The sequence below is a fragment of the Streptococcus mitis genome, from assembly GCF_002860865.1.
In the GTDB taxonomy this organism is placed as follows: domain Bacteria; phylum Bacillota; class Bacilli; order Lactobacillales; family Streptococcaceae; genus Streptococcus; species Streptococcus mitis_AT.
Genome location: NZ_PKIE01000001.1, coordinates 771,604 through 797,304, shown reverse-complemented (window position 1 = coordinate 797,304; position 25,701 = coordinate 771,604). Strand labels below are relative to the sequence as shown.

The window sequence follows — 25,701 nt, the reverse complement described above, 5'->3', positions numbered from 1 at the left end:
TAAAAAAAGGAGAGTGAAAATGGCGAATCCCAAGTATAAACGTATTTTAATCAAGTTATCAGGTGAAGCCCTTGCCGGTGAACGTGGCGTAGGGATTGATATCCAAACAGTTCAAACAATCGCAAAAGAGATTCAAGAAGTTCATAGCTTAGGTATCGAAATTGCCCTTGTTATCGGTGGAGGAAATCTCTGGCGTGGAGAACCTGCTGCTGAAGCAGGTATGGACCGCGTTCAGGCAGATTACACAGGAATGCTTGGGACTGTTATGAATGCTCTTGTGATGGCAGATTCATTGCAACAAGTTGGTGTCGATACGCGTGTACAAACAGCTATTGCCATGCAACAAGTGGCAGAGCCTTACGTACGTGGACGTGCCCTTCGTCATCTTGAAAAAGGCCGTATCGTTATCTTTGGTGCCGGAATTGGTTCACCTTACTTCTCAACAGATACAACAGCGGCCCTTCGTGCAGCTGAAATCGAAGCAGATGCTATTCTTATGGCTAAAAACGGTGTCGATGGTGTTTACAATGCCGATCCTAAGAAAGACAAGACAGCCGTTAAGTTTGAAGAATTGACCCACCGTGACGTTATCAATAAAGGTCTGCGTATCATGGATTCAACAGCTTCAACCCTCTCAATGGACAACGACATTGACTTGGTTGTCTTTAATATGAACCAACCAGGCAACATTAAACGTGTCGTATTTGGTGAAAATATCGGAACAACAGTTTCAAATAATATCGAAGAAAAGGAATAAGAAAGATTATGGCTAACGCAATTATTGAAAAAGCTAAAGAGAGAATGACCCAGTCTCACCAATCACTTGCTCGTGAATTTGGTGGTATCCGTGCAGGTCGTGCCAATGCAAGCTTGCTTGATCGTGTACATGTAGAATACTATGGAGTAGAAACTCCTCTTAACCAAATCGCTTCAATTACCATTCCAGAAGCGCGTGTTTTGCTGGTAACACCATTTGATAAGTCTTCATTGAAAGACATCGAACGTGCCTTGAACGCTTCTGATCTTGGTATTACACCAGCTAACGATGGTTCTGTGATTCGTTTGGTTATTCCAGCTCTTACAGAAGAAACTCGTCGTGACCTTGCTAAAGAAGTGAAGAAGGTCGGTGAGAATGCTAAGGTGGCTGTCCGCAATATCCGTCGCGATGCTATGGACGAAGCTAAGAAACAAGAAAAAGCAAAAGAAATCACTGAAGACGAATTGAAGACTCTTGAAAAAGATATTCAAAAAGTAACAGACGATGCTGTCAAACACATCGACGACATGACTGCCAACAAAGAAAAAGAACTTTTGGAAGTCTAAAAATAAACAGAAAAACTCAGTTGGCATTGCTGGCTGAGTTTTATTCGAAAGAAGGAAATATGAATACAAATCTTGCAAGTTTTATCGTTGGACTGATCATCGATGAAAATGACCGTTTTTACTTTGTGCAAAAGGATGGCCAAACCTATGCTCTTGCCAAGGAAGAGGGTCAGCATACAGTAGGGGATACAGTCAAAGGTTTTGCCTACACGGATATGAAGCAAAAATTCCGCCTGACAACCTTAGAAGTGAGTGCCACTCAGGACCAATTTGGTTGGGGTCGTGTCACAGAGGTTCGTAAGGACTTGGGTGTCTTTGTGGATACAGGCCTTCCTGACAAGGAAATCGTTGTATCACTAGATATTCTCCCTGAGCTCAAGGAACTCTGGCCTAAGAAGGGCGACCAACTCTACATCCGTCTTGAAGTGGACAAGAAAGACCGTATCTGGGGACTTTTGGCCTATCAAGAAGACTTCCAACGTCTGGCTCGTCCTGCCTACAACAACATGCAGAATCAAAACTGGCCAGCCATTGTATACCGCCTCAAGCTGTCAGGAACCTTTGTCTACCTACCAGAGAATAACATGCTTGGCTTTATCCATCCTAGCGAACGTTACGCAGAGCCACGATTGGGTCAAGTTCTAGATGCGCGTGTCATTGGTTTCCGTGAAGTGGACCGTACCTTGAACCTCTCCCTCAAACCACGTTCTTTTGAAATGTTGGAAAATGATGCCCAGATGATTTTGAGCTACTTGGAAAGTAATGGGGGGTTCATGACCTTAAATGATAAGTCATCTCCAGACGACATCAAGGCAACCTTTGGCATTTCTAAAGGTCAGTTCAAGAAAGCACTCGGCGGCTTGATGAAGGCTGGTAAAATCAAGCAAGACCAGTTTGGGACAGAGTTGATTTAGGGTGGTTTATGAGAAAATCATTTTACACTTGGCTCATGACCGAGCGCAATCCTAAAAGTAACAGTCCTAAGGCCATCTTAGCAGACCTAGCTTTTGAAGAGTCAGCATTTCCAAAACACACAGATGATTTTGATGAGGTCAGTCGATTTTTGGAGGAACATGCCAGTTTCTCTTTTAACCTAGGTGACTTTGACGCTATCTGGCAAGAATACTTAGAACACTAGCATTTATTCATTGGGTTTGGGCTAGTAATTTCTTCACCCCTTTGCTATAATAAAAAGAAATAAAAGGATTAGAGAGGTTCTTTATTTGAAGGAACATTCAATAGACATTCAACTGAGTCATCCAGATGACCTGTTTCATCTTTTTGGTTCCAATGAACGCCATCTTCGTCTAATGGAAGAAGAACTTGATGTGGTGATCCATGCCCGTACGGAGATTGTCCAAGTTTTGGGAGAAGAGACTGCCTGTGAGGAAGCCCGTCAGGTTATTCAAGCTCTCATGGTCTTGGTGAACCGTGGGATGACCGTTGGTACGCCAGATGTGGTGACTGCGATTAGCATGGTCAAAAACGATGAAATCGACAAGTTTGTCGCCCTTTATGAAGAAGAAATCATCAAGGATAATACAGGGAAGCCTATCCGTGTCAAAACACTGGGTCAAAAACTTTATGTGGACAGTGTTAAACAGCACGATGTGACCTTTGGAATTGGGCCAGCAGGTACAGGGAAGACCTTCCTTGCAGTGACCTTGGCAGTGACTGCCCTTAAACGTGGGCAGGTCAAGCGGATTATCTTGACACGTCCAGCGGTGGAAGCAGGAGAGAGTCTAGGTTTTCTTCCGGGTGATCTCAAGGAGAAGGTAGATCCTTACCTTCGACCTGTTTACGATGCCTTGTATCAGATTCTGGGTAAAGACCAAACAACTCGTCTCATGGAGCGTGAAATTATCGAGATTGCGCCCCTTGCCTACATGCGTGGACGAACCTTGGATGATGCTTTTGTCATTCTCGATGAGGCTCAAAATACGACCATCATGCAGATGAAGATGTTTTTGACGCGTTTAGGTTTTCATTCTAAGATGATTGTCAATGGAGATATCAGTCAGATTGACCTGCCACGTAATGTCAAGTCCGGTTTGATTGATGCTCAAGAGAAACTCAAGAACATCCATCAGATTGACTTTGTTCATTTTTCAGCTAAGGATGTGGTTCGCCATCCAGTTGTCGCTCAGATTATTCGAGCTTATGAACCAGCACCTGTCAAGAATGAAGAGAGTGAAGAATTAGATCCTCAACCTCTTTCTGAAGGATAGTTCTTTTGTACCTAAAGTTATCTCAATACTAACTCTATAGTAGATTGAAGCTAGAATAGTACGTCGTGACTGCTAAAATATTTCTAGAAATTAATTTGACTTTCCTAATCGATTTATTCATATCTTATTTTAATCTACTATAAGTTTGCTTTTTAAATGTTTTATTCAATATCCTTGTATTAGATTAGAAAGGTTTCAAGTGGAAGAAACGTATGGAATCAATCTTTTTAAAACTAGCTCAGTATCCCATAGTCGAGACTGAGCGTTTATTGCTTAGACCTGTAACTTTGGATGATGCGGAAGAAATGTTTGAGTATGCCTCGGATAAGGATAATACACGTTACACTTTTCTAACCAATCAAAGCTTGGAAGAAACCAAAAATAATATTGCCCAGTTCTACTTGGCTAATCCCTTGGGACGCTGGGGAATAGAACTAAAAAGCAATAGCAAATTTATCGGAACCATTGATTTGCACAAGATTGATCCTGCTCTTAAGAAGGCAGCTATTGGCTACATTATCAATAAAAAGTATTGGAATCAAGGATTGACGACAGAAGCCAATCGTGCCGTAATTAAGCTAGTTTTTGAGAGAATCGGAATGAACAAGTTAGTTGCTCTTCACGATAAGGATAATCCTGCGTCAGGAAAGGTCATGAAGAAATCAGGCATGCGTTTTTCCCACGAAGAACCTTATGCTTGTATGGACCAGCATGAAGAAGGCCGAATCGTGACAAGAGTTCATTATGTCTTGACCAAGGAAGACTATTTTGCAAATAAATAAGCAGTTGAGAAGAAATTTTCAACTGTTTTTTTCTTTCTCTTACGAATAATCTAAGAGAGGAGAAAATATGGAAGTAATTATCGAAAAAATCAAAGAGTATAAAATCATTGTCATCTGTACTGGTCTGGGCTTACTTGTAGGAGGATTTTTCCTGCTAAAGCCAACTCCAGAAACACCTGTCAAGGAAACGAATTTGCAGGCAGAAGTTGCAGCTGTTTCCAAGGATTCGGTATCCGAAAAGGAAGTGAACAAGGAAGAGAAGGAAGAACCGGTTGAACAAGATCTAATCACAGTAGATGTGAAGGGCGCTGTCAAATCACCAGGAATTTACGATTTGCCTGTAGGTAGTCGGGTCAATGATGCCGTTCAAAAGGCGGGTGGCTTGACAGAGCAAGCGGACAGCAAGTCGCTCAATCTAGCTCAGAAAGTTAGTGATGAAGCTCTGGTTTACGTTCCAACTAAGGGAGAAGAATCAGCTAGTCAGCAGGCAGGTTCTGGAGTGGCTTCTTCAACAAGCAAGGAAAAGAAGGTCAATCTCAACAAGGCCAGTCTGGAAGAGCTTAAACAGGTCAAAGGATTAGGTGGCAAACGAGCTCAGGACATTATCGATCATCGTGAGACGAATGGCAAATTCAAGTCGGTTGATGAACTTAAGAAGGTCTCTGGCATTGGTGCTAAAACGATAGAAAAGCTAAAAGACTATGTTACAGTGGATTAAGAACCTCCCTATTCCCCTAATTTACCTGAGTTTTCTATTGCTTTGGCTTTACTACGCTATTTTCTCAGCATCCTATCTTGCTTTGTTGGGTTTCGTTTTTCTGCTAATCTGTCTTTTTTTCCAATTTGCTTGGAAATCTGCTAGTAAAGTTCTAATAATTTGCGGAATCTTTGGCTTCTGGTTTCTGTTTCAAAATTGGCAACAGAGTCAAGCTAGTCAAAACCTAGCGGATTCTGTTGAAAGGGTACGGATTTTGCCCGACACTATTAAGGTCAATGGTGACAGTCTATCCTTTCGTGGCAAGTCTGATGGACGCATTTTTCAAGTCTATTATAAACTCCAGTCCGAGGAGGAGAAAGAAGCCTTTCAAGCTTTAACAGATCTTCATGACTTGGAATTAGAAGGAAAGCTTTCGGAGCCAGAAGGGCAGAGAAATTTTGGTGGCTTTGACTACCAAGCCTATCTGAAGACTCAGGGAATTTACCAGACTCTCAATATCAAAAAAATCCAGTCACTTCAAAAGGTTAGCAGTTGGGATATAGGTGAAAACCTGTCCAGCTTACGTCGAAAGGCTGTGGTTTGGATTAAGACACATTTCCCAGACCCTATGCGCAATTACATGACAGGGCTTTTGCTAGGGCATCTGGACACTGACTTTGAGGAGATGAATGAACTTTATTCTAGTCTAGGAATTATCCACCTCTTTGCCTTGTCGGGCATGCAGGTAGGTTTTTTCATGGATGGATTTAAGAAACTATTCTTGCGATCAGGCTTGACCCAAGAAAAGTTGAAATGGCTGACCTATCCCTTTTCCCTTCTCTATGCTGGTATGACAGGATTTTCAGCTTCGGTCATTCGCAGTCTCTTGCAAAAATTACTGGCTCAACATGGTGTTAAGGGCTTGGATAATTTTGCCTTGACGGTTCTTGTCCTCTTTATTATCATGCCCAACTTTTTCCTGACGGCGGGAGGTGTTTTGTCTTGTGCTTACGCTTTTATCTTGACCATGACCAGCAAAGAAGGGGAGGGGCTCAAGGCTATTGCCAGAGAAAGTCTGGTTATTTCTTTGGGAATATTACCCATTCTATCCTTCTATTTTGCGGAATTTCAACCTTGGTCCATCCTTTTAACCTTTGCCTTTTCCTTTCTTTTTGACTTGGTCTTCTTACCGCTCTTGTCTGTCTTATTTGCCCTTTCCTTTCTCTATCCAGTCATTCAGCTGAACTTTATCTTTGAATGGTTGGAGGGAATGATTCGCTTGGTATCACAGGTGGCAAGTAGACCTCTGGTCTTTGGACAACCCAATGCATGGCTTTTAATCTTATTGTTAATTTCCTTGGCTTTGATCTATGATTTGAGGAAAAATATCAAAAGAGTAGCTGGCTTTAGCTTACTTATTGTGGGTCTCTTTTTCCTGACCAAGTATCCACTGGAAAATGAAATTACCATGCTGGATGTGGGGCAAGGGGAAAGTATTTTCCTAAGGGATGTAACTGGTAAAACCATTCTCATAGATGTAGGCGGTAAGGCAGAGTCTAGTAAGAAAATAGAAAAATGGCAAGAAAAGGCGACAACTAGCAATGCCCAGCGAACCTTGATTCCCTATCTCAAAAGTCGAGGAGTAGCCAAGATTGACCAGCTGATTTTGACCAATACGGACAAGGAACATGTTGGAGATTTGCTGGAAGTGGCCAAGGCTTTCCATGTAGGGGAGATTTTAGTATCAAAAGGCAGTCTGAAACAGAAGGAATTTGTGGTAGAACTGCAGGCGACTCAAACCAAGGTTCGCAGTGTGACAGTAGGAGAGAATTTGCCAATTTTTGGAAGTGAGTTAGAAGTCTTATCTCCAAGGAAAATGGGAGATGGAGGTCATGAAGATTCCCTGCTTCTGTATGGAAAACTTTTGGATAAGTACTTTCTCTTCACAGGAAATTTGGAGGAGAAAGGAGAGAAGGAATTGCTGAAGCAGTATCCTGACCTAGAAGTGGATGTTTTGAAAGCTGGGCAACATGGCTCTAAAAAATCATCAAGTTCATCCTTTTTAGAACAGCTCAAACCAGAGATGACTCTCATCTCAGTTGGAAAGAACAATCGAACGAAACTCCCCCATCAGGAAACCTTGACACGACTGGAAACTATCAATAGCAAAGTTTACCGAACTGACCAGCAAGGAGCTATACGATTTAAAGGTTGGAAAAATTGGAAAATCGAAAGTGTTCGTTAGGAAGGACAAATATTATATATTAGTAAAATAAACTAAAAATCTGTTGCATAATAATGATAAAAACGATATAATGAAAGCGTATTCAATGTCAATGATATAAAACTATTAAAAATTAGTAAAAACCGTTTAATTAGTTAGTTTATGATCTATTGGTCTTTTTCAGTCCAGTGTATCTGCTGTGAGCGTCCTTAAAACTTATCGGTATGCTTGAAATACCTACTATAGGACTAGTATGAATTACCACAGATATATCTATATTAATGTTCTGTTATGATCTCGTTATTATAGCTATTCTGAGTATAAAGTTGGTTCTGGTTTGAATTACAATCGTTATGAGGTAATAAACTACTACAGCGGAGGCTATTAATCCTTAAAGAGTGATAAAAAGGAGGGCTAGGTATGTTGCAGCTTACTCATGTGACCTTAAAAACGCGACAAGTCATCTTACAAGATGTTGATTTTACATTTGAAAAGGGTAGTATTTATGGTATTCTTGCTATCAATGGTTCTGGAAAGACGACACTGTTCCGCGCCATTAGCAATTTAATTCCTATAAGTAGTGGAAATATCGCAGTCCCTCCTTCTTTATTTTATTATGAAAGCGTTGAATGGCTGGATGGAAACTTAAGTGGGATGGACTATCTTCGCCTTATAAAAAATATCTGGAAGTCAGATCTAAACTTGGGGGATGAAATTGATTACTGGGAAATGTCTGACTATATCAGCCTTCCCATTCGCAAGTATTCCTTAGGCATGAAGCAACGATTGGTGATTGCCATGTATTTCCTCAGTCAGGCGAAATGCTGGCTTATGGATGAGATTACAAATGGCTTAGACGAGTATTATCGACAGAAGTTTTTTGATAGGCTAGCACAAATCGATAGACAAGAACAGCTGGTTCTTTTAAGTTCTCACTACAAAGAGGAGTTAGTGGAGATTTGCGATAGCATCGTAACTATTCGTCAGGGGCAGATAGAAAAGGTTTAGTTTATGAAAGATGTTAGTCTATTTTTATTAAAAAAAGTTTTCAAAAGTCGCTTAAACTGGATTATCTTAGCTTTATTTGTATCTGGACTCGGTGTTACCTTTTATTTTAATAGTCAGACTGCAAACTCCGTCAGCTTGGAGAGCGAGTTGGAAACCCGTCTTGTAAAAGATGAGAGAGTCATCAATGTATATGAAGAGGAACTTTCCCAAATTTCTGATACCAACTTGGAGGAATACCAGATTGCTAAAATTAATTTAGAATCGCAAAAAAATCTTTTGACTCAAAAGAAAGAAATTCTGGCTTTGTTAAAAGAAGGACGCTGGAAAGAAGCCTACTATTTGCAGTGGCAAGCTGTAGAAAAGAGTTATGAAATTTTATCAAAGGAACCGACTTCTAGCTCTGACTTAAAAATGGCGGTTGACCGCGAACGAAAGACTTACCAAACTCTATATCCCTTGAACATAAAAGCGCACAATTTATATTATCCGACCCACGGGATTGATCAGATTGTTTGGATTTTAGAGGTTATCATCCCAAGCTTGTTTGTAGTTACTATTATTTTTATGCTAACGCAACTATTTGTAGAAAGATATCAAAATCATCTGGACACAGCTCAGTTATATCCTTTTTCAAAAGTGACATTTGCAATATCTTCTCTTGGAGTTGGAGTGGGATATGTAACTGTGCTGTTTATCGGAATCAGCGGATTTTCTTTTCTAGTGGGAAGTCTGATAAGTGGTTTTGGACAGTTAGATTATCCCTACCCGATTTATAGCTTAGTGAATCAAGAGGTAACTATTGGAAAGATACAAGATATGTTATTTCCTGGCTTGTTATTAGCTTTCTTAGCCTTTATCGTCATTGTGGAAGTAGTGTACTTGATTGCTTACTTTTTCAAGCAAAAAATGCCTGTCCTCTTTCTTTCACTCATTGGAATTGTTGGCTTATTGTTTGGCATCCAAACAATTCAGCCTCTTCAAAGGATTGCACATCTGATTCCCTTTACTTACTTGCGTTCAGTGGATATTTTGTCTGGAAGATTACCTAAGCAGATTGATAATGTCAATCTGAATTGGAGCATGGGGATGGTCTTACTTCCTTGCCTGATTATCCTTTTGTTAGTGGGGATTCTATTTATCGAAAGATGGGGAAGTTCACAGAAAAAAGAATTTTTTAATAGATCCTAGCTTTCCTATAGGGAAAATAAGTAAAAACTAACATAGAGAGGGAATCAACTTGATTCTCTCTTTTTGATTCGAAAACCAAGCCAAAATACAAACAGAAACTTTTAAAAAAATAAGTTTTTATCTTGACAAGGGCTCGAAAACTTGGTATCATATAAAAGTTGAGAAAAGCAGAAGTGAGAGCTTCTCGCCTTGTGACATCAAGTTGCCTGGCCCTACGGATGAAAAGTTTCTAAGAAACGCTATCATAACGTGCGGGCTTGTATATTTACGAGTCCGCTATTGTTTTTCTCTAATAAAACAAAAGAGGTGAAAACCATAGCAAAGCAAGACTTATTCATCAATGATGAGATTCGTGTACGTGAAGTTCGCTTGATTGGTCTTGAAGGAGAACAGCTAGGCATCAAGCCACTCAGTGAAGCGCAAGCTTTGGCTGATAACGCCAATGTTGACCTAGTATTGATTCAACCCCAAGCCAAACCGCCTGTTGCAAAAATTATGGACTACGGTAAGTTCAAATTTGAGTACCAGAAGAAGCAAAAAGAACAACGTAAAAAACAAAGTGTTGTTACTGTGAAAGAAGTTCGTCTAAGTCCAACTATTGACAAGGGTGACTTTGATACAAAACTTCGCAATGCACGCAAATTCCTTGAAAAAGGAAATAAAGTTAAGGTATCTATTCGCTTTAAGGGTCGTATGATTACCCATAAAGAGATTGGTGCAAAAGTTTTAGCCGAGTTTGCTGAAGCAACTCAAGATATTGCCATCATCGAACAACGTGCTAAAATGGATGGACGTCAAATGTTCATGCAATTGGCGCCAGCGACTGACAAAAAATAATTGTCAGAAAGTTAAATAAAGGAGAAAAAATCATGCCAAAACAAAAAACACACCGCGCATCAGCTAAACGTTTCAAACGTACAGGTTCTGGTGGACTTAAACGTTTCCGTGCTTACACTTCTCACCGTTTCCACGGAAAAACTAAGAAACAACGTCGTCATCTTCGTAAAGCATCTATGGTGCATTCAGGAGATTACAAACGTATCAAAGCAATGCTTACTCGCTTGAAATAATAGCTTGACTGTAAGTAAACAATTCTAGGAAATATTTGGAGGAAATAAAACATGGCACGTGTTAAAGGTGGCGTTGTATCACGCAAACGTCGTAAACGTATTCTTAAATTAGCAAAAGGTTACTATGGAGCTAAACACATCTTGTTCCGTACTGCAAAAGAACAAGTAATGAACTCTTACTACTATGCATACCGTGACCGTCGTCAGAAAAAACGTGACTTCCGCAAATTGTGGATCACTCGTATCAACGCGGCAGCTCGTATGAACGGACTTTCATACTCACAATTGATGCATGGTTTGAAATTGGCTGAGATCGAAGTTAACCGTAAAATGCTTGCTGACTTGGCTGTTAACGATGCAGTAGCTTTCACAGCTCTTGCAGATGCAGCTAAAGCAAAACTTGGTAAATAATAACTGATAAGACTGGAACAAGATTGTCCCAGTCTTTTTAAAAATAAAGGAGAAAAATATGGCTTCAAAAATGCTACACACTTGCTTGCGAGTAGAAAATCTTGAAAAATCAATCGCATTTTATCAAGATGCTTTTGGATTTAAAGAATTGCGTCGCAGAGATTTTCCAGACCATGCCTTCACGATTGTCTATCTAGGACTTGAGGGTGACGACTATGAGTTGGAGTTGACTTATAACTACGATCATGGTCCTTATGTGGTTGGAGATGGATTTGCCCATATCGCCCTCAGTACACCTGATCTTGAGGCGCTTCATCAAGAGCATAGTGCCAAAGGTTATGAAGTTACTGAGCCAAATGGTCTACCAGGAACTGCACCTAACTATTACTTTGTCAAAGACCCTGATGGCTACAAGGTCGAAGTCATTCGTGAAAAATAATTTCGTGAAGTCAAGTAGAATGTTCGTTTTCTACTTGACTTTTTTTGGTTGAAAGAGTATACTAATAAAAATTTAACCTTTAAGGGGAGTCCAGAGAGACTCACAAGGTGTCAGATAAAAGAATAGTACAATTTTCTAGAGGAGACTTTTTGAGTGTGCTCTCTTCTGTTGTACGATTTTAACTGAGGCCTTGCACTAGCAAGGTCTTTTCTTTATCTGGTCCCCTTAAAATTTAAGGAGGAAAAGTCATGAATCCCACATGTAAGAAACGTTTGGGTGCAATTCGTTTGGAAACCATGAAGGTGGTAGCACAGGAGGAAATCGCGCCAGCAATCTTTGAATTAGTCCTAGAGGGGGAAATGGTTGAAGCCATGCGAGCAGGCCAATTTCTTCATCTGCGTGTGCCTGATGATGCCCATCTTTTGCGTCGCCCTATTTCAATTTCGTCTATTGATAAGGTAAACAAGCAGTGTCATCTCATTTATCGGATTGAGGGAGCTGGGACAGCTATTTTCTCAACCTTAAGTCAGGGAGATACTCTTGATGTGATGGGGCCTCAGGGAAATGGTTTTGACTTGTCTGACCTAGATGAGCAGAGTCAGGTTCTTCTTGTTGGAGGGGGGATTGGTGTTCCGCCCTTGCTTGAAGTAGCCAAGGAATTGCATGCGCGTGGTGTGAAAGTAGTGACAGTCCTCGGTTTTGCTAATAAGGGTGCTGTTATTTTGGAGACGGAATTAGCTCAATATGGGCAGGTCTTTGTAACGACAGATGATGGTTCTTATGGTATTAAGGGAAATGTTTCCGTTGTTATCAAGGATTTAGACAGTCAGTTTGATGCTGTTTACTCATGTGGGGCACCTGGAATGATGAAGTATATCAATCAAACCTTTTATGACCACCCAAGAGCCTATCTGTCTCTGGAATCTCGTATGGCTTGTGGGATGGGGGCTTGCTACGCTTGTGTCCTAAAAGTACCAGAAAGCGAGACGGTCAGCCAACGCGTCTGTGAAGATGGGCCTGTTTTCCGCACAGGAACAGTTGTATTATAAGGAGAAAATCATGACTACAAATCGTTTACAAGTTTCTCTACCAGGCTTGGATTTGAAAAATCCGATTATTCCAGCATCAGGCTGTTTTGGTTTTGGTCAAGAGTATGCCAAGTACTATGATTTAGACCTTTTAGGTTCTATTATGATCAAGGCGACAACACTTGAACCACGTTTTGGGAATCCAACTCCTAGGGTGGCAGAAACACCTGCTGGCATGCTCAATGCAATTGGTTTGCAAAATCCTGGTTTGGAAGCTGTCTTAGCTGAAAAACTACCTTGGCTGGAAAGAGAATATCCAAATCTTCCTATTATTGCTAATGTGGCAGGTTTTTCAAAACAAGAGTATGCAGCTGTTTCTAGCGGTATTTCCAAGGCAGCTAATGTGAAGGCTATTGAGCTCAATATTTCTTGTCCCAACGTAGATCACTGTAATCATGGACTCTTGATTGGTCAAGATCCAGATTTAGCTTATGATGTGGTGAAAGCAGCTGTGGAAGCCTCTGATGTGCCAGTTTATGTCAAATTAACTCCTAGTGTGACCGATATCGTTACTGTCGCAAAAGCTGCAGAAGATGCGGGAGCAAGTGGATTAACCATGATCAATACTCTAGTTGGAATGCGCTTTGACCTCAAAACCAGAAAACCAATTTTGGCCAATGGAACAGGTGGAATGTCTGGTCCAGCAGTCTTTCCAGTAGCCCTCAAACTCATCCGCCAAGTCGCCCAAACAACAGACCTGCCTATCATTGGAATGGGGGGAGTGGATTCGGCAGAAGTTGCCCTAGAAATGTATCTGGCTGGAGCATCTGCCATCGGAGTTGGAACAGCCAACTTTACCAATCCTTATGCCTGTCCTGATATCATAGAAAATTTACCAAAAGTCATGGACAAATACGGCATCAGCAGTCTAGAAGATCTACGCAAAGAAGTAAAAGAGTCTCTGAGGTAAACTGCAATCAATCTGTTCTATAATATTTTGAAGTTGGAATAGGACAACACGACTTCTAAACGCTTGTTAGAAATTTGATTTGAATTCCTTAATTGATTTGTTCACATTCTATTTCAATCAACTATAAATTTTTTATGATTAGTAAGTAAACAAGCTAAAAATCCTGATTTCAAGTAAAATCAGGATTTTTTCATGGATGCGATTTTTTCTGGATCTGGTGTGACGCGGAGAGTCTTTTGTCCTGTGTAAGTGACAAAGCCTGGTTTTCCACCAGTTGGTTTGTTGAGTTTCTTGATTTCAATCATATCTACCTGAACCAGATTTGACAAGCGACCTTGAGAGAAGTAGGCGGCCAATTCTGCTGCGTCTGTCTTGACTTCATCAGATGGGTCAAGATTGCCTGAGATGACAACATGACTTCCAGGAATGTCCTTGGCATGGAACCAAAGTTCCTCCTTGCGGGCCATTTTAAAGGTCAATTCCTCATTTTGCAGGTTATTGCGTCCGACATAGATGATGGTTTTGCCATCGCTTGCCAGATATTGTTCTGGCTTTTTGCGCTTCTGGATTTTCTCCCGTTGTCTTCTGCGGATAAAACCAGTTTGAATCAATTCTTCACGGATTTCAGCGATTTCTTCTAGTCCAGCTTGGTTGAGGACGGTTTCTACACTTTCCAAATAGAGAATAGTTGCCTTGGTTTCTTCAATCAGATCAGTCAAGTATTTGACAGCTTCTTTGAGTTTCTGGTACCGTTTAAAATAGCGTTGGGCATTCTGGTTGGGAGTCAAGGCCTTATCAAGCGCAATCGTGATAGGTAGGTTGGTGTAGTAGTTATCTAGGATAACCTGGTTTTGGTCGTTAGGCACTTGGTGGAGGAAGGTTGTCAGCAATTCCCCTTTTTGACGGAATTCTTCAGCATTGTCTGTCGCCAGTAACTCTTTTTCCTGTTTTTTGAGTTTGTGGCGGTTTTTCTGAAGTTCATTTTCAACACGGCGAATGAGTTCACTGGCTTGCTGTTTGACGCGGTCGCGTTCAGCCTTATCCTTATAGTAGGTGTCCAACAAATCAGAAAGACTGGCAAAAGGCTCTCCCACCTGATTTGCAAAAGGAACTGGACTGAAGGAAGTCTCAGTCAAGCATGGCTTGGTTTCTTGATTGAAAAAGTTACGGAAAGTAGATAGTTTATCAGTAATCAGAATGCTTTCCAATTCATTTGCCGTATCGCGTCCCAGACCTTGAAAGAGGTTTTGAAGGTTTTTAGCTGTTGTTTCCTGTGTTTGTAGGATTTCAAAGAGCTTTTCGTCCTTGATAGTAAAAGGATTGAGAGATACCGTACTTGGCGGAGCGATATAGGTCGATCCTGGAAGTAAGGTGCGGTAGCTATTTTGTGAAAAGCCGACGTGTTTGATAACTTCGAGGATTTTATGACTGCTTTTATCGACCAGTAGAATATTACTGTGTTTCCCCATAATTTCGATAATCAAGGTAGCCTGGATATGGTCTCCAATCTCGTTTTTATTGGAAACTGTAATTTCCACAATACGGTCATTTTCCACTTGCTCAATCGACTCAATCAGGGCCCCCTGCAAATACTTTCTCAAAACCATTATAAAGGTAGAAGGTTGGGCTGGATTTTCAAAAGTCGTTTGGGTCAGCTGAATGCGTCCAAAAACTGGATGGGCAGAAAGGAGCAGGCGATGGCTTTGGCGATTGCTGCGGATTTGCAAGACCAACTCTTGTTCAAAAGGCTGATTGATTTTCTGGATGCGACCATTCACTAATTCGCTTCGCAATTCCTCAACTATGTGGTGTAAAAAAAATCCGTCAAATGACATCGTTCTCTCCTTGTGATTGTATTCCATAGTATTATATCAAAAAGGTAGAATAAAATCATGGAAATGTGGTATAATAAAGCCAAGTAAAGAGAAACGAGAAGCACATGTATATTGAAATGGTAGATGAAACTGGTCAAGTTTCAAAAGAAATGTTGAAACAAACCCAAGAAATTTTGGAATTTGCAGCCCAAAAATTAGGAAAAGAAGACAAGGAGATGGCAGTCACTTTTGTGACCAATGAGCGTAGTCATGAACTCAATCTGGAGTACCGTGACACAGACCGTCCGACAGATGTTATCAGCCTTGAATACAAGCCAGAGTTGGAAATTGCCTTTGACGAGGAAGATTTGCTTGAAAATCCGGAATTGGCAGAGATGATGTCTGAGTTTGATGCCTATATTGGGGAACTGTTCATCTCTATCGATAAGGCTCATGAGCAGGCCGAGGAATACGGCCACAGCTTTGAGCGTGAGATGGGCTTCTTGGCAGTACACGGCTTTTTACATATCAACGGCTATGATCACTACACTCCAGAAGAAGAAGCGGAGATGTTCGGTTTACAAGAAGAAATTTTGACAGCCTATGGACTCACAAGACAATAAACGAAAATGGAAAAATCGTGACCTGATATCCAGTTTAGAATTTGCTCTTACAGGAATTTTTACTGCTATCAAGGAAGAACGCAATATGCGAAAACATGCAGAGACGGCTCTAGTGGTCATCCTTGCAGGTTTTGTTTTTCAGGTGTCACGAATCGAATGGCTCTTTCTCCTATTGAGCATTTTCTTGGTAGTAGCCTTTGAAATTATCAACTCTGCTATTGAAAATGTGGTAGATTTGGCCAGTCACTATCACTTTTCTATGCTGGCTAAAAATGCCAAGGATATGGCGGCTGGCGCGGTATTAGTGGTCTCTCTTTTCGCAGCCTTAACAGGCGCATTGATTTTTCTCCCACGAATCTGGGATTTAATATTTTAAACAGTAAGAGGAAATTATGACTTTTAAATCAGGCTTTGTAGCCATTTTAGGACGTCCCAATGTTGGGAAGTCAACCTTTTTAAACCACGTCATGGGGCAAAAAATTGCCATCATGAGTGACAAGGCGCAGACAACGCGCAACAAAATCATGGGAATTTACACGACTGATAAGGAGCAGATTGTCTTTATCGATACCCCAGGGATTCACAAACCTAAAACAGCTCTCGGAGATTTCATGGTTGAGTCTGCCTACAGTACCCTTCGTGAAGTGGACACCGTTCTTTTCATGGTACCAGCTGATGAAGCGCGTGGTAAGGGAGACGATATGATTATCGAGCGTCTCAAGGCTGCCAAGGTTCCTGTGATTTTGGTGGTGAACAAGATTGATAAGGTTCATCCAGACCAGCTTTTGTCTCAGATTGATGATTTTCGTAATCAGATGGACTTTAAGGAAATTGTTCCAATCTCAGCCCTTCAAGGCAATAACGTGTCTCGTCTAGTGGATATTTTGAGTGAAAATCTGGACGAAGGATTCCAGTATTTCCCGTCTGATCAAATCACAGACCATCCAGAACGATTCTTGGTTTCAGAAATGGTTCGCGAGAAAGTTCTGCACCTAACTCGTGAAGAAATTCCGCATTCTGTTGCAGTAGTAGTGGATTCTATGAAACGAGATGAAGAGACAGACAAGGTTCATATCCGTGCAACCATCATGGTCGAGCGCGATAGCCAAAAAGGGATTATCATCGGTAAAGGTGGCGCTATGCTTAAGAAAATCGGTAGCATGGCTCGTCGTGATATTGAACTCATGCTAGGAGACAAGGTCTTTCTAGAAACCTGGGTCAAGGTCAAGAAAAACTGGCGCGATAAAAAGCTAGATTTGGCTGACTTTGGCTATAATGAAAAAGAATACTAAGTAGAGGTGGGCACATGCCTGCTTCTTGTTTTTACAGAAGGAGGATTTATGCCTGAATTACCTGAGGTTGAAACCGTTCGTCGTGGCTTAGAAAAATTGATTTTGGGTAAGAAGATTTCGAGTATAGAAATTCGCTATCCCAAGATGATTAAGACAGATTTGGACGAGTTTCGAAAGGAAGTGCCTGGTCAAGTTGTTGAGTCAATGGGACGTCGTGGTAAATATTTACTTTTCTACCTGACAGACAAGGTCTTGATTTCCCATTTGCGCATGGAAGGCAAGTATTTTTATTATCCGTATCAGGTTCCTGAACGCAAGCATGCCCATGTTTTCTTTCAGTTTGCGGATGGTGGCACGCTTGTTTATGAGGATGTTCGCAAGTTTGGTACTATGGAACTCTTGGCTCCTGACCTTTTAGACGCCTACTTTATTTCTAAAAAATTAGGTCCTGAACCAAGCGAACAAGACTTTGATTTACAGGTCTTTCAAGCCGCCCTTGCCAAGTCCAAAAAGCCTATCAAATCCCATCTCCTAGACCAGACTTTGGTAGCTGGACTTGGCAATATCTATGTGGATGAGGTTTTTTGGAGAGCTCAGGTTCATCCGGCTAGACCTTCCCAGACTTTGACATCAGCAGAAGCGACTGCCATTCATGACCAGACCATTGCTGTTTTGGGACAGGCTGTTGAAAAAGGTGGCTCGACCATTCGGACCTATACCAATGCCTTTGGGGAAGATGGAACCATGCAGGATTTTCATCAGGTCTATGATAAGGCTGGTCAAGAATGTGTACGCTGTGGTACCATCATTGAGAAAATCCAACTAGGCGGACGAGGAACCCACTTTTGTCCAAACTGTCAAAGGAGGGACTGATGGGAAAAATCATTGGAATCACAGGAGGAATTGCCTCTGGTAAGTCAACCGTGACAAATTTTCTAAGAAAGCAAGGCTTTCAAGTGGTGGATGCCGACGCGGTTGTCCACCAACTACAGAGACCTGGTGGTCGTCTGTTTGAGGCTCTAGTCCAGCACTTTGGTCAAGAAATAATTCTAAAAAACGGAGAACTCAATCGCCCTCTCCTAGCTAGTCTTATCTTTTCAAATCCTGAGGAACGGGAATGGTCTAGGATAACTCAAGGAGAGATTATCCGTGAGGAACTAGCTACATTAAGAGACCAATTGGCTCAGACAGAAGAGATTTTCTTCATGGATATTCCCCTACTTTTTGAGCAGGACTACGTCTCTTGGTTTGATGAGACTTGGTTGGTCTATGTGGATCGAGATATCCAAGTAGAACGCTTAATGAAAAGGGATCAGTTGTCCAAAGATGAAGCTGAGTCTCGTCTGGCAGCCCAGTGGCCTTTAGAGAAAAAGAAAGATTGGGCCAGCCATGTTTTAAACAACAATGGAAATCAGGACCAGCTTCTTACTCAAGTGCGTATCCTTCTTGAGGGAGGTAGGCAAGATGACAGAGATTAACTGGAAGGATAATCTGCGCATTGCCTGGTTTGGTAATTTTCTGACAGGAGCCAGTATTTCTTTGGTTGTGCCCTTTATGCCCATCTTTGTGGAAAATCTAGGTGTTGGGAGTGAGCAAGTCGCTTTTTATGCAGGCTTAGCTATTTCTGTCTCTGCTATTTCAGCGGCGCTCTTTTCTCCTATCTGGGGCATCCTTGCCGACAAATACGGTCGAAAACCCATGATGATTCGTGCAGGTCTTGCCATGACCATTACTATGGGAGGCTTGGCCTTTGTCCCAAATATCTATTGGCTAATCTTTCTTCGCTTACTGAATGGTGTATTTGCGGGTTTTGTTCCTAATGCAACAGCCCTGATAGCCAGTCAGGTTCCCAAGGAGAAATCAGGCTCTGCCTTAGGTACTTTGTCTACAGGTGTAGTTGCAGGTACTCTAACTGGCCCTTTTATCGGGGGCTTTATCGCAGAATTATTTGGCATTCGTACGGTTTTCTTACTGGTTGGTAGTTTTCTGTTCTTAGCTGCTGTTTTGACTATTTGCTTTATCAAGGAAGATTTTAAACCAGTAGCCAAGGAAAAGGCCATTCCAACAAAGGAATTGTTTACATCAGTTAAATATCCCTATCTTTTGGTTAATCTTTTTCTGACAAGTTTTGTCATCCAATTTTCAGCCCAATCGATCGGCCCTATTTTGGCTCTTTATGTACGCGACTTAGGGCAGACAGAGAATCTTCTTTTTGTTTCTGGTTTGATTGTATCCAGTATGGGCTTTTCCAGCATGATGAGTGCAGGAGTCATGGGCAAGTTAGGTGACAAGGTGGGCAATCATCGTCTCTTGGTTGTAGCCCAGTTTTATTCAGTTATCATCTATCTCCTCTGTGCCAATGCTTCTAGCCCCCTTCAACTAGGACTCTATCGTTTCCTCTTTGGTCTGGGAACCGGTGCGCTGATACCTGGGGTTAATGCCCTTCTCAGCAAGATGACTCCCAAAGCCGGTATTTCGAGGGTCTTTGCCTTCAATCAGGTATTCTTTTATCTGGGAGGTGTCGTTGGTCCTATGGCAGGTTCTGCAGTAGCAGGTCAATTTGGCTACCATGCTGTCTTTTATGCGACAAGCCTTTGTGTTGCCTTTAGTTGTCTCTTTAATCTGCTTCAATTTCGAACATTATTAAAAGTAAAGGAAATCTAGTGCGAGTAAAAATTAATCTCAAATGCTCCTCTTGTGGCAGTATCAATTACCTAACTAGTAAAAATTCAAAAACCCATCCAGACAAGATCGAGGTTTTAAAGTATTGTCCCAAGGAAAGAAAAGTAACCCTACATCTTGAATCTAAGTAGATTTTATGGTAAAATAATAAGGATTTTAAGGAGTTTGATATGTATAACCTATTATTAACCATTTTATTAGTATTATCTGTTGTGATTGTGATTGCGATTTTCATGCAACCAACTAAAAACCAATCCAGCAATGTATTTGATGCCAGCTCAGGTGATTTGTTTGAACGTAGTAAAGCACGCGGTTTTGAAGCTGTAATGCAGCGTTTGACAGGGATTTTAGTCTTTTTCTGGCTAGCCATTGCCTTAGCATTGACGGTATTATCAAGTAGATAAGAAAATAATGGGCAAGACTAGGTCTTTGCCTCTTTTTATTTTTAAAGGATGTTTAAGAAGGTTGTGCAGTAAAAGAACATTAAAAAATCTAGAAAGAAAATATGAAAGATAGAATAAAAGAATATTTACAAGACAAGGGAAAGGTGACTGTCAATGACTTGGCTCAGGCTTTGGGAAAAGACGGGTCCAAAGATTTTCGTGAGTTGATTAAAACCTTGTCTCTAATGGAAAGAAAGCACCAGATTCGCTTTGAGGAAGATGGTAGTCTGACCTTGGAAGTCAAGAAAAAACATGAGATTACTCTCAAGGGGATTTTTCATGCTCATAAAAATGGCTTTGGTTTTGTCAGTCTGGAAGGAGAAGAGGACGACCTTTTTGTAGGAAAGAACGATGTTAACTACGCTATTGATGGTGATACCGTTGAGGTCGTGATTAAGAAAGTTGCTGACCGCAATAAAGGAACAGCAGCAGAAGCCAAAATTATTGATATCCTAGAACGCAGTTTGACAACCGTTGTTGGACAGATCGTTCTGGATCAGGAAAAACCTAAGTATGCAGGTTACATCCGTTCGAAAAACCAGAAAATCAGCCAACCGATTTATGTTAAGAAACCTGCCCTTAAACTAGAAGGGACAGAGGTTCTCAAGGTCTTTATCGATAAATACCCAAGCAAGAAACATGATTTCTTTGTTGCTAGTGTCCTCGATGTGGTGGGGCACTCAACGGATGTTGGGATTGATGTCCTTGAAGTTTTGGAGTCTATGGACATTGTCTCAGAATTTCCAGATGCAGTTGTTAAGGAAGCAGAAAGTGTGCCGGCTGCTCCATCTCAAAAGGATATGGAAGGTCGTCTGGATTTGAGAGATGAGATTACCTTTACCATTGACGGTGCGGATGCCAAGGACTTGGACGATGCGGTACATATCAAGGCTCTGAAAAATGGAAATCTGGAGCTTGGAGTTCACATCGCAGACGTTTCCTACTATGTGACTGAGGGTTCTGCCCTTGACAAGGAAGCCCTTAACCGCGCGACTTCTGTTTATGTGACAGACCGTGTGGTTCCAATGCTTCCAGAACGACTGTCAAATGGCATCTGCTCCCTTAATCCTCAAGTTGACCGCCTGACTCAGTCAGCCATTATGGAGATTGATAAACATGGCCGTGTGGTCAACTACACTATCACACAAACGGTTATCAAGACAAGCTTCCGTATGACCTATAGTGATGTCAATGATATCCTAGCTGGCGACGAGGAGAAGAGAAAAGAATATAAGAAAATTGTCCCTAGTATCGAACTCATGGCAAAGCTTCATGAAACACTAGAAAACATGCGAGTGAAACGTGGAGCCCTTAATTTTGATACCAATGAAGCTAAAATTTTAGTGGATAAACAAGGTAAGCCTGTTGATATTGTTCTTCGTCAGCGTGGAATTGCCGAGCGGATGATCGAGTCCTTTATGTTGATGGCCAACGAAACAGTTGCTGAGCACTTTAGCAAGTTGGATTTGCCTTTTATCTATCGAATTCACGAGGAGCCTAAGGCTGAAAAGGTTCAGAAGTTTATTGATTATGCTTCGAGCTTTGGCTTACGCATTTATGGGACTGCTAGCGAGATTAGCCAGGAGGCCCTCCAAGACATCATGCGTGCTGTTGAGGGAGAACCTTATGCGGATGTATTGTCCATGATGCTTCTTCGCTCTATGCAGCAGGCTCGCTATTCGGAGCACAATCACGGGCATTATGGTCTAGCGGCTGACTATTATACTCACTTTACCAGTCCGATTCGTCGTTATCCAGACCTTCTTGTTCACCGTATGATTCGGGATTACGGCCGTTCTAAGGAAATAGCCGAGCATTTTGAACAAGTGATTCCAGAGATTGCGACCCAGTCTTCCAACCGTGAGCGTCGTGCTATTGAGGCAGAACGTGAGGTCGAAGCCATGAAAAAGGCTGAGTACATGGAAGAATACGTAGGCGAAGAGTATGACGCAGTTGTATCCAGCATCGTTAAATTTGGTCTCTTTATCGAATTGCCGAACACAGTTGAAGGCTTGATTCACATCACTAACCTACCTGAATTTTATCATTTCAATGAGCGGGATTTGACTCTTCGTGGGGAGAAATCAGGAATAACCTTCCGTGTAGGTCAACAGATTCGTATTCGGGTTGAAAGAGCCGACAAGATGACGGGTGAAATTGATTTCTCTTATATCCCAAGTGAGTTTGATGTGATTGAAAAAGGCTTGAAACAAGCTAGTCGCAAAGACAGAGGACGTGGTTCAAGTCGTCGTTCAGATAAGAAGGAAGACCAGAGAAAATCAGGACGCTCAAATGATAAGCGCAAGCATTCACAAAAAGACAAGAAGAAAAAGGGCAAGAAACCTTTTTACAAGGAAGTAGCTAAGAAAGGAGCCAAATATGGCAAAAGGCGAGGGAAAGGTCGTCGCACAAAATAAAAAGGCGCGTCACGACTATACAATCGTAGATACGCTAGAGGCAGGGATGGTCCTGACAGGAACTGAAATCAAGAGTGTACGAGCAGCTCGAATCAATCTCAAGGATGGCTTTGCACAAGTAAAAAATGGGGAGGTCTGGTTGAGCAACGTTCATATCGCACCTTACGAAGAGGGTAATATCTGGAATCAAGAACCAGAACGCCGTCGCAAACTCCTGCTCCATAAGAAACAAATTCAAAAATTGGAACAAGAGACTAAAGGAACAGGAATGACACTGATTCCCCTTAAAGTCTATATCAAAGATGGTTACGCTAAACTCCTTTTAGGTCTAGCTAAAGGGAAGCATGACTATGATAAACGGGAGTCAATCAAACGTCGTGAGCAGAATCGCGATATTGCGCGCGTGATGAAAGCTGTTAATCAGCGATAAAAAGAGGAAATGAAAATGGGAAAACTAGTTGCCTATAAACGTATGCCTTTGTGGACTAAAGAAACCATGCCAGAGGCTGTTCAGCAAAAGCACAATACAAAAGTTGGGACTTGGGGGAAAATTACTGTCTTGAAGGGAGCTCTCAAGTTTATTGAATTGACAGAAGATGGTGAGGTTTTAGCTGAGCACATCTTTGAAGCAGGAGCCGACAATCCCATGGCACAACCACAAGCTTGGCACCGAGTGGAAGCTGTCACAGATGATGTGGAATGGTATTTGGAATTTTATTGTAAACCTGAGGACTATTTCCCTAAGAAATACAATACCAATCCTGTTCATTCAGAGGTCCTAGAGGCTATGCAGACAGTAAAACCAGGGAAAGCTTTAGATTTGGGCTGTGGTCAAGGCCGTAATGCACTCTTTCTAGCCCAGCAAGGTTTTGATGTGACAGCTGTGGATCAAAATGAACTGGCCCTTGAAATCTTGCGAAGCATTGTGGAACAGGAAGATATGGACATGCCTGTCGGTCTTTACGATATCAATTCAGCTAGCATTGGACAAGAATATGATTTTATCGTATCAACTGTTGTTCTCATGTTTCTACAAGCGGACCGCATTCCAGCTATTATTCAAAATATGCAGGAGAAAACTACTATTGGTGGTTATAATCTTATCGTTTGTGCTATGGATACGGAAGATTACCCTTGCTCTGTTAACTTCCCATTCACTTTTAAAGCAGGGGAATTGGCAGACTATTACAAGGACTGGGAATTGGTCAAGTACAATGAAAATCCTGGCCATCTTCACCGTCGCGATGAGAATGGCAATCGTATTCAACTACGCTTTGCGACTATGCTAGCCAAGAAAATCAAATAAACATGTATGAAGATTAGGGATTTTCCTGATCTTTTTTCTCTTTTACGAATAGATAAGATAGAAGAATTGACAAAAATACGCATTATAAGTATAATTTTAGCTAGAAAGGTGACCATAAATGCCAATAACAGGTAAGGAAATGGTAAAATTAGCTCTTGCAAATGGATGGATTGAAGTTCGTAAGAGAGGAAGTCATCATCATTTTAAGAAAGAAGGGGTCTCCTATCTTGTCACTATTCCAGTTCACGGTAATGAGGATTTAGGAAAAGGTCTAGAGAGAAAAATATTAAAAGATTTGGGATTATAGTTGATTTGGAAATTGTGGAGGTGTATTATGCTAAAATCTTATCCTGCTATTTTTCATAGAGAAGGCACTGGATACTGGGTTGAATTTCCTGAATTTGGAGGTGGGACAGAGGGAGCAACGATTGAACTTGCAATGAAAAATGCTCGGGAAATGCTTGAGAGTGTTTTAGCTTCTTATATTGATGAAGGACTGGCTTTGCCTAATCCTAGTGACATTGCTGAGTTGAAGGCTCCCGATGGATTTGTGACTTTGATTCAGGTCAATCCCTTGCCTTTCGTAAAGAATAATAAAGCGATTCGAAAAAATGTTACGGTTCCAGAGTGGCTAGTCAGACTTGCAGATCGTGAGAAAGTGAACTATTCTGAAGTGTTGACACAAGCTCTTGAAAGTCGCTTGCAACTCTAAAATTATAGAGTGATGAAGATTAGGAAATTTCCTGATCTTTTTTCTTTTTTTCGAATAATATAGAAAAGGAGGGAAATCATGTTTGTTGCGAGAGATGCTAGAGGAGAATTGGTAAATGTGTTAGAGGATAAGCTTGAGAAGGAAGAATACACCTGCCCAGCTTGTGGAGGTCAGCTCCGTTTGCGGCAAGGAGCAAGTGTCCGGACCCATTTTGCCCACAAAACCTTAAAAGACTGTGATTTTTCCTCTGAAAATGAAAGTCCAGAACACCTGGCAAATAAAGAATCCCTTTATCACTGGTTGAAAACAGAGGCTGAGGTGCAATTAGAATACCCGCTTCCAGAGCTTAAACAGATTGCGGATGTATTTGTAAATGGCAATCTAGCTTTAGAGGTTCAATGTAGTCCCTTGCCTCAAAAAATTCTTAAGGAGCGTAGTGAGGGTTATCGTAGTCAGGGTTACCAAGTACTGTGGTTGCTGGGGGAAAAACTTTGGCTCCAGGAGCGTTTGACTCGTCTGCAAGAAGGTTTTCTCTATTTCAGTCAAAACATGGGATTTTATGTTTGGGAAGTAGACAAGGGAAAACAGGTTTTAAGGCTTAAATATCTCATCCACCAAGATCTCCGCGGCAAACTCCATTATCAGATTAAGGAATTTCCCTATGGTCACGGTAGTCTACTGGAGATATTACGTCTTCCCTATAAGAAACAAAAAATATCTCATTTTACAGTTTCTCAGGACAAGGACATTTCTCGCTATATTCGGCAACAGCTTTACTATCAAAATCCCTTTTGGATGAAAGAACAAGCAGAAGCCTATCAAAAGGGGGAAAATCTCCTGACTTATGGGCTAAAAGAATGGTATCCACAAATTCGACCATTAGTAGGTGAGTTTTGCCAAATTGAGAAGGACTTAACCAGCTATTATCAGTATTTTCAAACCTATTACCAAGAAAATCCTCAAAATGATTGGCAAAAGCTTTATCCACCAGCCTTTTATCAGCAATATTTCTTGAAAAATATGGTAGAATAGAAAGGATGGAGG

At 41.3% G+C, this 25,701-nt stretch carries 31 protein-coding genes and 1 other annotated feature; of the genes, 30 read left to right on the top strand and 1 reads right to left on the bottom strand.

Annotation, left to right across the window (positions count from 1 at the left end; genetic code table 11):
* Positions 1 to 19: 19 nt before the first annotated feature.
* From pyrH to CYK18_RS03885, 16 genes are all read left to right on the top strand, one after another.
* A complete protein-coding gene (gene pyrH / locus CYK18_RS03970; protein ID WP_000002996.1) occupies positions 20 to 757 on the top strand; it encodes a UMP kinase in 738 nt (245 codons plus the stop codon).
* Between the two features lie 8 nt (positions 758 to 765).
* Positions 766 to 1,323: a ribosome recycling factor gene (frr, locus tag CYK18_RS03965; protein ID WP_001262225.1), complete on the top strand. Its 558-nt coding sequence runs from the start codon at positions 766 to 768 to the stop codon at positions 1,321 to 1,323.
* A gap of 59 nt (positions 1,324 to 1,382) precedes the next feature.
* The gene (gene cvfB, locus CYK18_RS03960) at positions 1,383 to 2,237 is read left to right on the top strand and encodes an RNA-binding virulence regulatory protein CvfB (RefSeq protein WP_101785204.1); all 855 of its coding nucleotides are present in this window, start codon (positions 1,383 to 1,385) and stop codon (positions 2,235 to 2,237) included.
* 8 nt (positions 2,238 to 2,245) lie between these two features.
* Positions 2,246 to 2,461: a YozE family protein gene (locus CYK18_RS03955; RefSeq protein ID WP_001232084.1), complete on the top strand. Its 216-nt coding sequence runs from the start codon at positions 2,246 to 2,248 to the stop codon at positions 2,459 to 2,461.
* An 85-nt stretch (positions 2,462 to 2,546) separates the two neighbouring features.
* Complete coding sequence (locus CYK18_RS03950; RefSeq protein WP_101785202.1) at positions 2,547 to 3,551, top strand: PhoH family protein; 1,005 nt, start codon at positions 2,547 to 2,549, stop codon at positions 3,549 to 3,551.
* Between the two features lie 212 nt (positions 3,552 to 3,763).
* A complete protein-coding gene (locus tag CYK18_RS03940; protein ID WP_101785200.1) occupies positions 3,764 to 4,333 on the top strand; it encodes a GNAT family N-acetyltransferase in 570 nt (189 codons plus the stop codon).
* A 67-nt stretch (positions 4,334 to 4,400) separates the two neighbouring features.
* Positions 4,401 to 5,051 (top strand): helix-hairpin-helix domain-containing protein, encoded by a 651-nt coding sequence (locus CYK18_RS03935; protein WP_101785198.1) that lies wholly within the window; start codon positions 4,401 to 4,403, stop codon positions 5,049 to 5,051.
* Positions 5,035 to 7,275 carry a DNA internalization-related competence protein ComEC/Rec2 gene (locus tag CYK18_RS03930; protein WP_101785195.1) on the top strand — a complete coding sequence of 747 codons (2,241 nt, stop codon included), beginning with the start codon at positions 5,035 to 5,037 and terminating at the stop codon, positions 7,273 to 7,275. The genes CYK18_RS03935 and CYK18_RS03930 overlap by 17 nt, the downstream gene beginning before the upstream one ends.
* Before the next feature lie 399 nt (positions 7,276 to 7,674).
* The gene (locus tag CYK18_RS03920; RefSeq protein ID WP_101785193.1) at positions 7,675 to 8,262 is read left to right on the top strand and encodes an ATP-binding cassette domain-containing protein; all 588 of its coding nucleotides are present in this window, start codon (positions 7,675 to 7,677) and stop codon (positions 8,260 to 8,262) included.
* 3 nt (positions 8,263 to 8,265) lie between these two features.
* Positions 8,266 to 9,450, top strand: coding sequence for a PTS system mannose/fructose/sorbose family transporter subunit IID (locus tag CYK18_RS03915; RefSeq protein ID WP_101785191.1), 1,185 nt, complete (start codon positions 8,266 to 8,268; stop codon positions 9,448 to 9,450).
* 159 nt (positions 9,451 to 9,609) lie between these two features.
* Positions 9,610 to 9,741, top strand: a sequence feature (ribosomal protein L20 leader region).
* A 15-nt stretch (positions 9,742 to 9,756) separates the two neighbouring features.
* The gene (gene infC, locus CYK18_RS03910; protein ID WP_000848180.1) at positions 9,757 to 10,287 is read left to right on the top strand and encodes a translation initiation factor IF-3; all 531 of its coding nucleotides are present in this window, start codon (positions 9,757 to 9,759) and stop codon (positions 10,285 to 10,287) included.
* 32 nt (positions 10,288 to 10,319) lie between these two features.
* A complete protein-coding gene (gene rpmI / locus CYK18_RS03905; RefSeq protein WP_001125943.1) occupies positions 10,320 to 10,520 on the top strand; it encodes a 50S ribosomal protein L35 in 201 nt (66 codons plus the stop codon).
* 51 nt (positions 10,521 to 10,571) lie between these two features.
* Positions 10,572 to 10,931: a 50S ribosomal protein L20 gene (gene rplT / locus CYK18_RS03900; protein WP_000124836.1), complete on the top strand. Its 360-nt coding sequence runs from the start codon at positions 10,572 to 10,574 to the stop codon at positions 10,929 to 10,931.
* Positions 10,932 to 10,989: 58 nt separating this feature from the next.
* The gene (gene gloA, locus CYK18_RS03895) at positions 10,990 to 11,370 is read left to right on the top strand and encodes a lactoylglutathione lyase (protein ID WP_000157153.1); all 381 of its coding nucleotides are present in this window, start codon (positions 10,990 to 10,992) and stop codon (positions 11,368 to 11,370) included.
* Positions 11,371 to 11,618: 248 nt separating this feature from the next.
* Positions 11,619 to 12,419: a dihydroorotate dehydrogenase electron transfer subunit gene (locus tag CYK18_RS03890; protein ID WP_101785189.1), complete on the top strand. Its 801-nt coding sequence runs from the start codon at positions 11,619 to 11,621 to the stop codon at positions 12,417 to 12,419.
* Positions 12,382 to 13,368, top strand: coding sequence for a dihydroorotate dehydrogenase (locus tag CYK18_RS03885; protein ID WP_180948002.1), 987 nt, complete (start codon positions 12,382 to 12,384; stop codon positions 13,366 to 13,368). The genes CYK18_RS03890 and CYK18_RS03885 overlap by 38 nt, the downstream gene beginning before the upstream one ends.
* 179 nt (positions 13,369 to 13,547) lie before the next feature.
* Here CYK18_RS03885 and pavA read toward each other — a convergent pair whose 3' ends face one another.
* Complete coding sequence (pavA, locus tag CYK18_RS03880) at positions 13,548 to 15,203, bottom strand: Rqc2 family fibronectin-binding protein PavA (RefSeq protein WP_101785185.1); 1,656 nt, start codon at positions 15,201 to 15,203, stop codon at positions 13,548 to 13,550.
* A 104-nt stretch (positions 15,204 to 15,307) separates the two neighbouring features.
* Between pavA and ybeY the strand changes: the two genes are divergently transcribed.
* The 14 genes from ybeY (at position 15,308) to CYK18_RS03810 (ending at position 25,689) form a co-directional block, all read left to right on the top strand.
* Positions 15,308 to 15,805, top strand: a complete 498-nt coding sequence (ybeY, locus tag CYK18_RS03875; protein WP_101785183.1) for an rRNA maturation RNase YbeY — start codon at positions 15,308 to 15,310, stop codon at positions 15,803 to 15,805.
* Complete coding sequence (locus CYK18_RS03870) at positions 15,786 to 16,181, top strand: diacylglycerol kinase family protein (RefSeq protein WP_101785181.1); 396 nt, start codon at positions 15,786 to 15,788, stop codon at positions 16,179 to 16,181. Before ybeY ends, CYK18_RS03870 begins: the two co-directional genes overlap by 20 nt.
* 16 nt (positions 16,182 to 16,197) lie before the next feature.
* On the top strand, positions 16,198 to 17,097 hold the full coding sequence (gene era, locus CYK18_RS03865; protein ID WP_000143264.1) for a GTPase Era: 900 nt from the start codon (positions 16,198 to 16,200) through the stop codon (positions 17,095 to 17,097).
* Between the two features lie 48 nt (positions 17,098 to 17,145).
* Complete coding sequence (mutM, locus tag CYK18_RS03860; RefSeq protein WP_101785179.1) at positions 17,146 to 17,970, top strand: DNA-formamidopyrimidine glycosylase; 825 nt, start codon at positions 17,146 to 17,148, stop codon at positions 17,968 to 17,970.
* Positions 17,970 to 18,575: a dephospho-CoA kinase gene (gene coaE / locus CYK18_RS03855; RefSeq protein WP_101785177.1), complete on the top strand. Its 606-nt coding sequence runs from the start codon at positions 17,970 to 17,972 to the stop codon at positions 18,573 to 18,575. The genes mutM and coaE overlap by 1 nt, the downstream gene beginning before the upstream one ends.
* Positions 18,562 to 19,761: a multidrug efflux MFS transporter PmrA gene (locus tag CYK18_RS03850; protein WP_101782203.1), complete on the top strand. Its 1,200-nt coding sequence runs from the start codon at positions 18,562 to 18,564 to the stop codon at positions 19,759 to 19,761. Before coaE ends, CYK18_RS03850 begins: the two co-directional genes overlap by 14 nt.
* The gene (rpmG, locus tag CYK18_RS03845) at positions 19,761 to 19,910 is read left to right on the top strand and encodes a 50S ribosomal protein L33 (protein WP_001809104.1); all 150 of its coding nucleotides are present in this window, start codon (positions 19,761 to 19,763) and stop codon (positions 19,908 to 19,910) included. Before CYK18_RS03850 ends, rpmG begins: the two co-directional genes overlap by 1 nt.
* Positions 19,911 to 19,949: 39 nt before the next feature.
* On the top strand, positions 19,950 to 20,183 hold the full coding sequence (secG, locus tag CYK18_RS03840) for a preprotein translocase subunit SecG (protein WP_000282517.1): 234 nt from the start codon (positions 19,950 to 19,952) through the stop codon (positions 20,181 to 20,183).
* Positions 20,184 to 20,284: 101 nt separating this feature from the next.
* Positions 20,285 to 22,639, top strand: coding sequence for a ribonuclease R (gene rnr, locus CYK18_RS03835; RefSeq protein WP_101785175.1), 2,355 nt, complete (start codon positions 20,285 to 20,287; stop codon positions 22,637 to 22,639).
* The gene (smpB, locus tag CYK18_RS03830) at positions 22,602 to 23,069 is read left to right on the top strand and encodes an SsrA-binding protein SmpB (RefSeq protein WP_001051748.1); all 468 of its coding nucleotides are present in this window, start codon (positions 22,602 to 22,604) and stop codon (positions 23,067 to 23,069) included. Before rnr ends, smpB begins: the two co-directional genes overlap by 38 nt.
* Positions 23,070 to 23,084: 15 nt before the next feature.
* The gene (tehB, locus tag CYK18_RS03825; protein ID WP_101782205.1) at positions 23,085 to 23,945 is read left to right on the top strand and encodes an SAM-dependent methyltransferase TehB; all 861 of its coding nucleotides are present in this window, start codon (positions 23,085 to 23,087) and stop codon (positions 23,943 to 23,945) included.
* A 118-nt stretch (positions 23,946 to 24,063) separates the two neighbouring features.
* The gene (locus CYK18_RS03820) at positions 24,064 to 24,252 is read left to right on the top strand and encodes a type II toxin-antitoxin system HicA family toxin (RefSeq protein ID WP_101782206.1); all 189 of its coding nucleotides are present in this window, start codon (positions 24,064 to 24,066) and stop codon (positions 24,250 to 24,252) included.
* A gap of 27 nt (positions 24,253 to 24,279) precedes the next feature.
* The gene (locus CYK18_RS03815) at positions 24,280 to 24,657 is read left to right on the top strand and encodes a type II toxin-antitoxin system HicB family antitoxin (RefSeq protein WP_101782207.1); all 378 of its coding nucleotides are present in this window, start codon (positions 24,280 to 24,282) and stop codon (positions 24,655 to 24,657) included.
* Positions 24,658 to 24,735: 78 nt separating this feature from the next.
* Positions 24,736 to 25,689, top strand: a complete 954-nt coding sequence (locus CYK18_RS03810) for a competence protein CoiA (RefSeq protein ID WP_101785172.1) — start codon at positions 24,736 to 24,738, stop codon at positions 25,687 to 25,689.
* Positions 25,690 to 25,701 lie beyond the last annotated feature (12 nt).

Excerpts from the sequence above, each read along its gene's own strand:
- CYK18_RS03890 (WP_101785189.1), top strand. The coding sequence starts at position 11,619 with ATGAATCCCACATGTAAGAAACGTTTGGGTGCAATTCGTTTGGAAACC.
- CYK18_RS03930 (WP_101785195.1), top strand. The coding sequence starts at position 5,035 with ATGTTACAGTGGATTAAGAACCTCCCTATTCCCCTAATTTACCTGAGT.
- CYK18_RS03820 (WP_101782206.1), top strand. The coding sequence starts at position 24,064 with ATGCCAATAACAGGTAAGGAAATGGTAAAATTAGCTCTTGCAAATGGA.
- rplT (WP_000124836.1), top strand. The coding sequence starts at position 10,572 with ATGGCACGTGTTAAAGGTGGCGTTGTATCACGCAAACGTCGTAAACGT.
- coaE (WP_101785177.1), top strand. The coding sequence starts at position 17,970 with ATGGGAAAAATCATTGGAATCACAGGAGGAATTGCCTCTGGTAAGTCA.
- pavA (WP_101785185.1), bottom strand. The coding sequence starts at position 15,203 with ATGTCATTTGACGGATTTTTTTTACACCACATAGTTGAGGAATTGCGA.
- CYK18_RS03940 (WP_101785200.1), top strand. The coding sequence starts at position 3,764 with ATGGAATCAATCTTTTTAAAACTAGCTCAGTATCCCATAGTCGAGACT.
- CYK18_RS03915 (WP_101785191.1), top strand. The coding sequence starts at position 8,266 with ATGAAAGATGTTAGTCTATTTTTATTAAAAAAAGTTTTCAAAAGTCGC.
- era (WP_000143264.1), top strand. The coding sequence starts at position 16,198 with ATGACTTTTAAATCAGGCTTTGTAGCCATTTTAGGACGTCCCAATGTT.
- CYK18_RS03920 (WP_101785193.1), top strand. The coding sequence starts at position 7,675 with ATGTTGCAGCTTACTCATGTGACCTTAAAAACGCGACAAGTCATCTTA.
- cvfB (WP_101785204.1), top strand. The coding sequence starts at position 1,383 with ATGAATACAAATCTTGCAAGTTTTATCGTTGGACTGATCATCGATGAA.
- rpmI (WP_001125943.1), top strand. The coding sequence starts at position 10,320 with ATGCCAAAACAAAAAACACACCGCGCATCAGCTAAACGTTTCAAACGT.
- rnr (WP_101785175.1), top strand. The coding sequence starts at position 20,285 with ATGAAAGATAGAATAAAAGAATATTTACAAGACAAGGGAAAGGTGACT.
- mutM (WP_101785179.1), top strand. The coding sequence starts at position 17,146 with ATGCCTGAATTACCTGAGGTTGAAACCGTTCGTCGTGGCTTAGAAAAA.
- CYK18_RS03935 (WP_101785198.1), top strand. The coding sequence starts at position 4,401 with ATGGAAGTAATTATCGAAAAAATCAAAGAGTATAAAATCATTGTCATC.
- CYK18_RS03850 (WP_101782203.1), top strand. The coding sequence starts at position 18,562 with ATGACAGAGATTAACTGGAAGGATAATCTGCGCATTGCCTGGTTTGGT.
- CYK18_RS03885 (WP_180948002.1), top strand. The coding sequence starts at position 12,382 with ATGGGCCTGTTTTCCGCACAGGAACAGTTGTATTATAAGGAGAAAATC.
- CYK18_RS03870 (WP_101785181.1), top strand. The coding sequence starts at position 15,786 with ATGGACTCACAAGACAATAAACGAAAATGGAAAAATCGTGACCTGATA.
- pyrH (WP_000002996.1), top strand. The coding sequence starts at position 20 with ATGGCGAATCCCAAGTATAAACGTATTTTAATCAAGTTATCAGGTGAA.
- CYK18_RS03955 (WP_001232084.1), top strand. The coding sequence starts at position 2,246 with ATGAGAAAATCATTTTACACTTGGCTCATGACCGAGCGCAATCCTAAA.
- frr (WP_001262225.1), top strand. The coding sequence starts at position 766 with ATGGCTAACGCAATTATTGAAAAAGCTAAAGAGAGAATGACCCAGTCT.
- smpB (WP_001051748.1), top strand. The coding sequence starts at position 22,602 with ATGGCAAAAGGCGAGGGAAAGGTCGTCGCACAAAATAAAAAGGCGCGT.
- CYK18_RS03815 (WP_101782207.1), top strand. The coding sequence starts at position 24,280 with ATGCTAAAATCTTATCCTGCTATTTTTCATAGAGAAGGCACTGGATAC.
- gloA (WP_000157153.1), top strand. The coding sequence starts at position 10,990 with ATGGCTTCAAAAATGCTACACACTTGCTTGCGAGTAGAAAATCTTGAA.
- CYK18_RS03810 (WP_101785172.1), top strand. The coding sequence starts at position 24,736 with ATGTTTGTTGCGAGAGATGCTAGAGGAGAATTGGTAAATGTGTTAGAG.
- tehB (WP_101782205.1), top strand. The coding sequence starts at position 23,085 with ATGGGAAAACTAGTTGCCTATAAACGTATGCCTTTGTGGACTAAAGAA.
- secG (WP_000282517.1), top strand. The coding sequence starts at position 19,950 with ATGTATAACCTATTATTAACCATTTTATTAGTATTATCTGTTGTGATT.
- ybeY (WP_101785183.1), top strand. The coding sequence starts at position 15,308 with ATGTATATTGAAATGGTAGATGAAACTGGTCAAGTTTCAAAAGAAATG.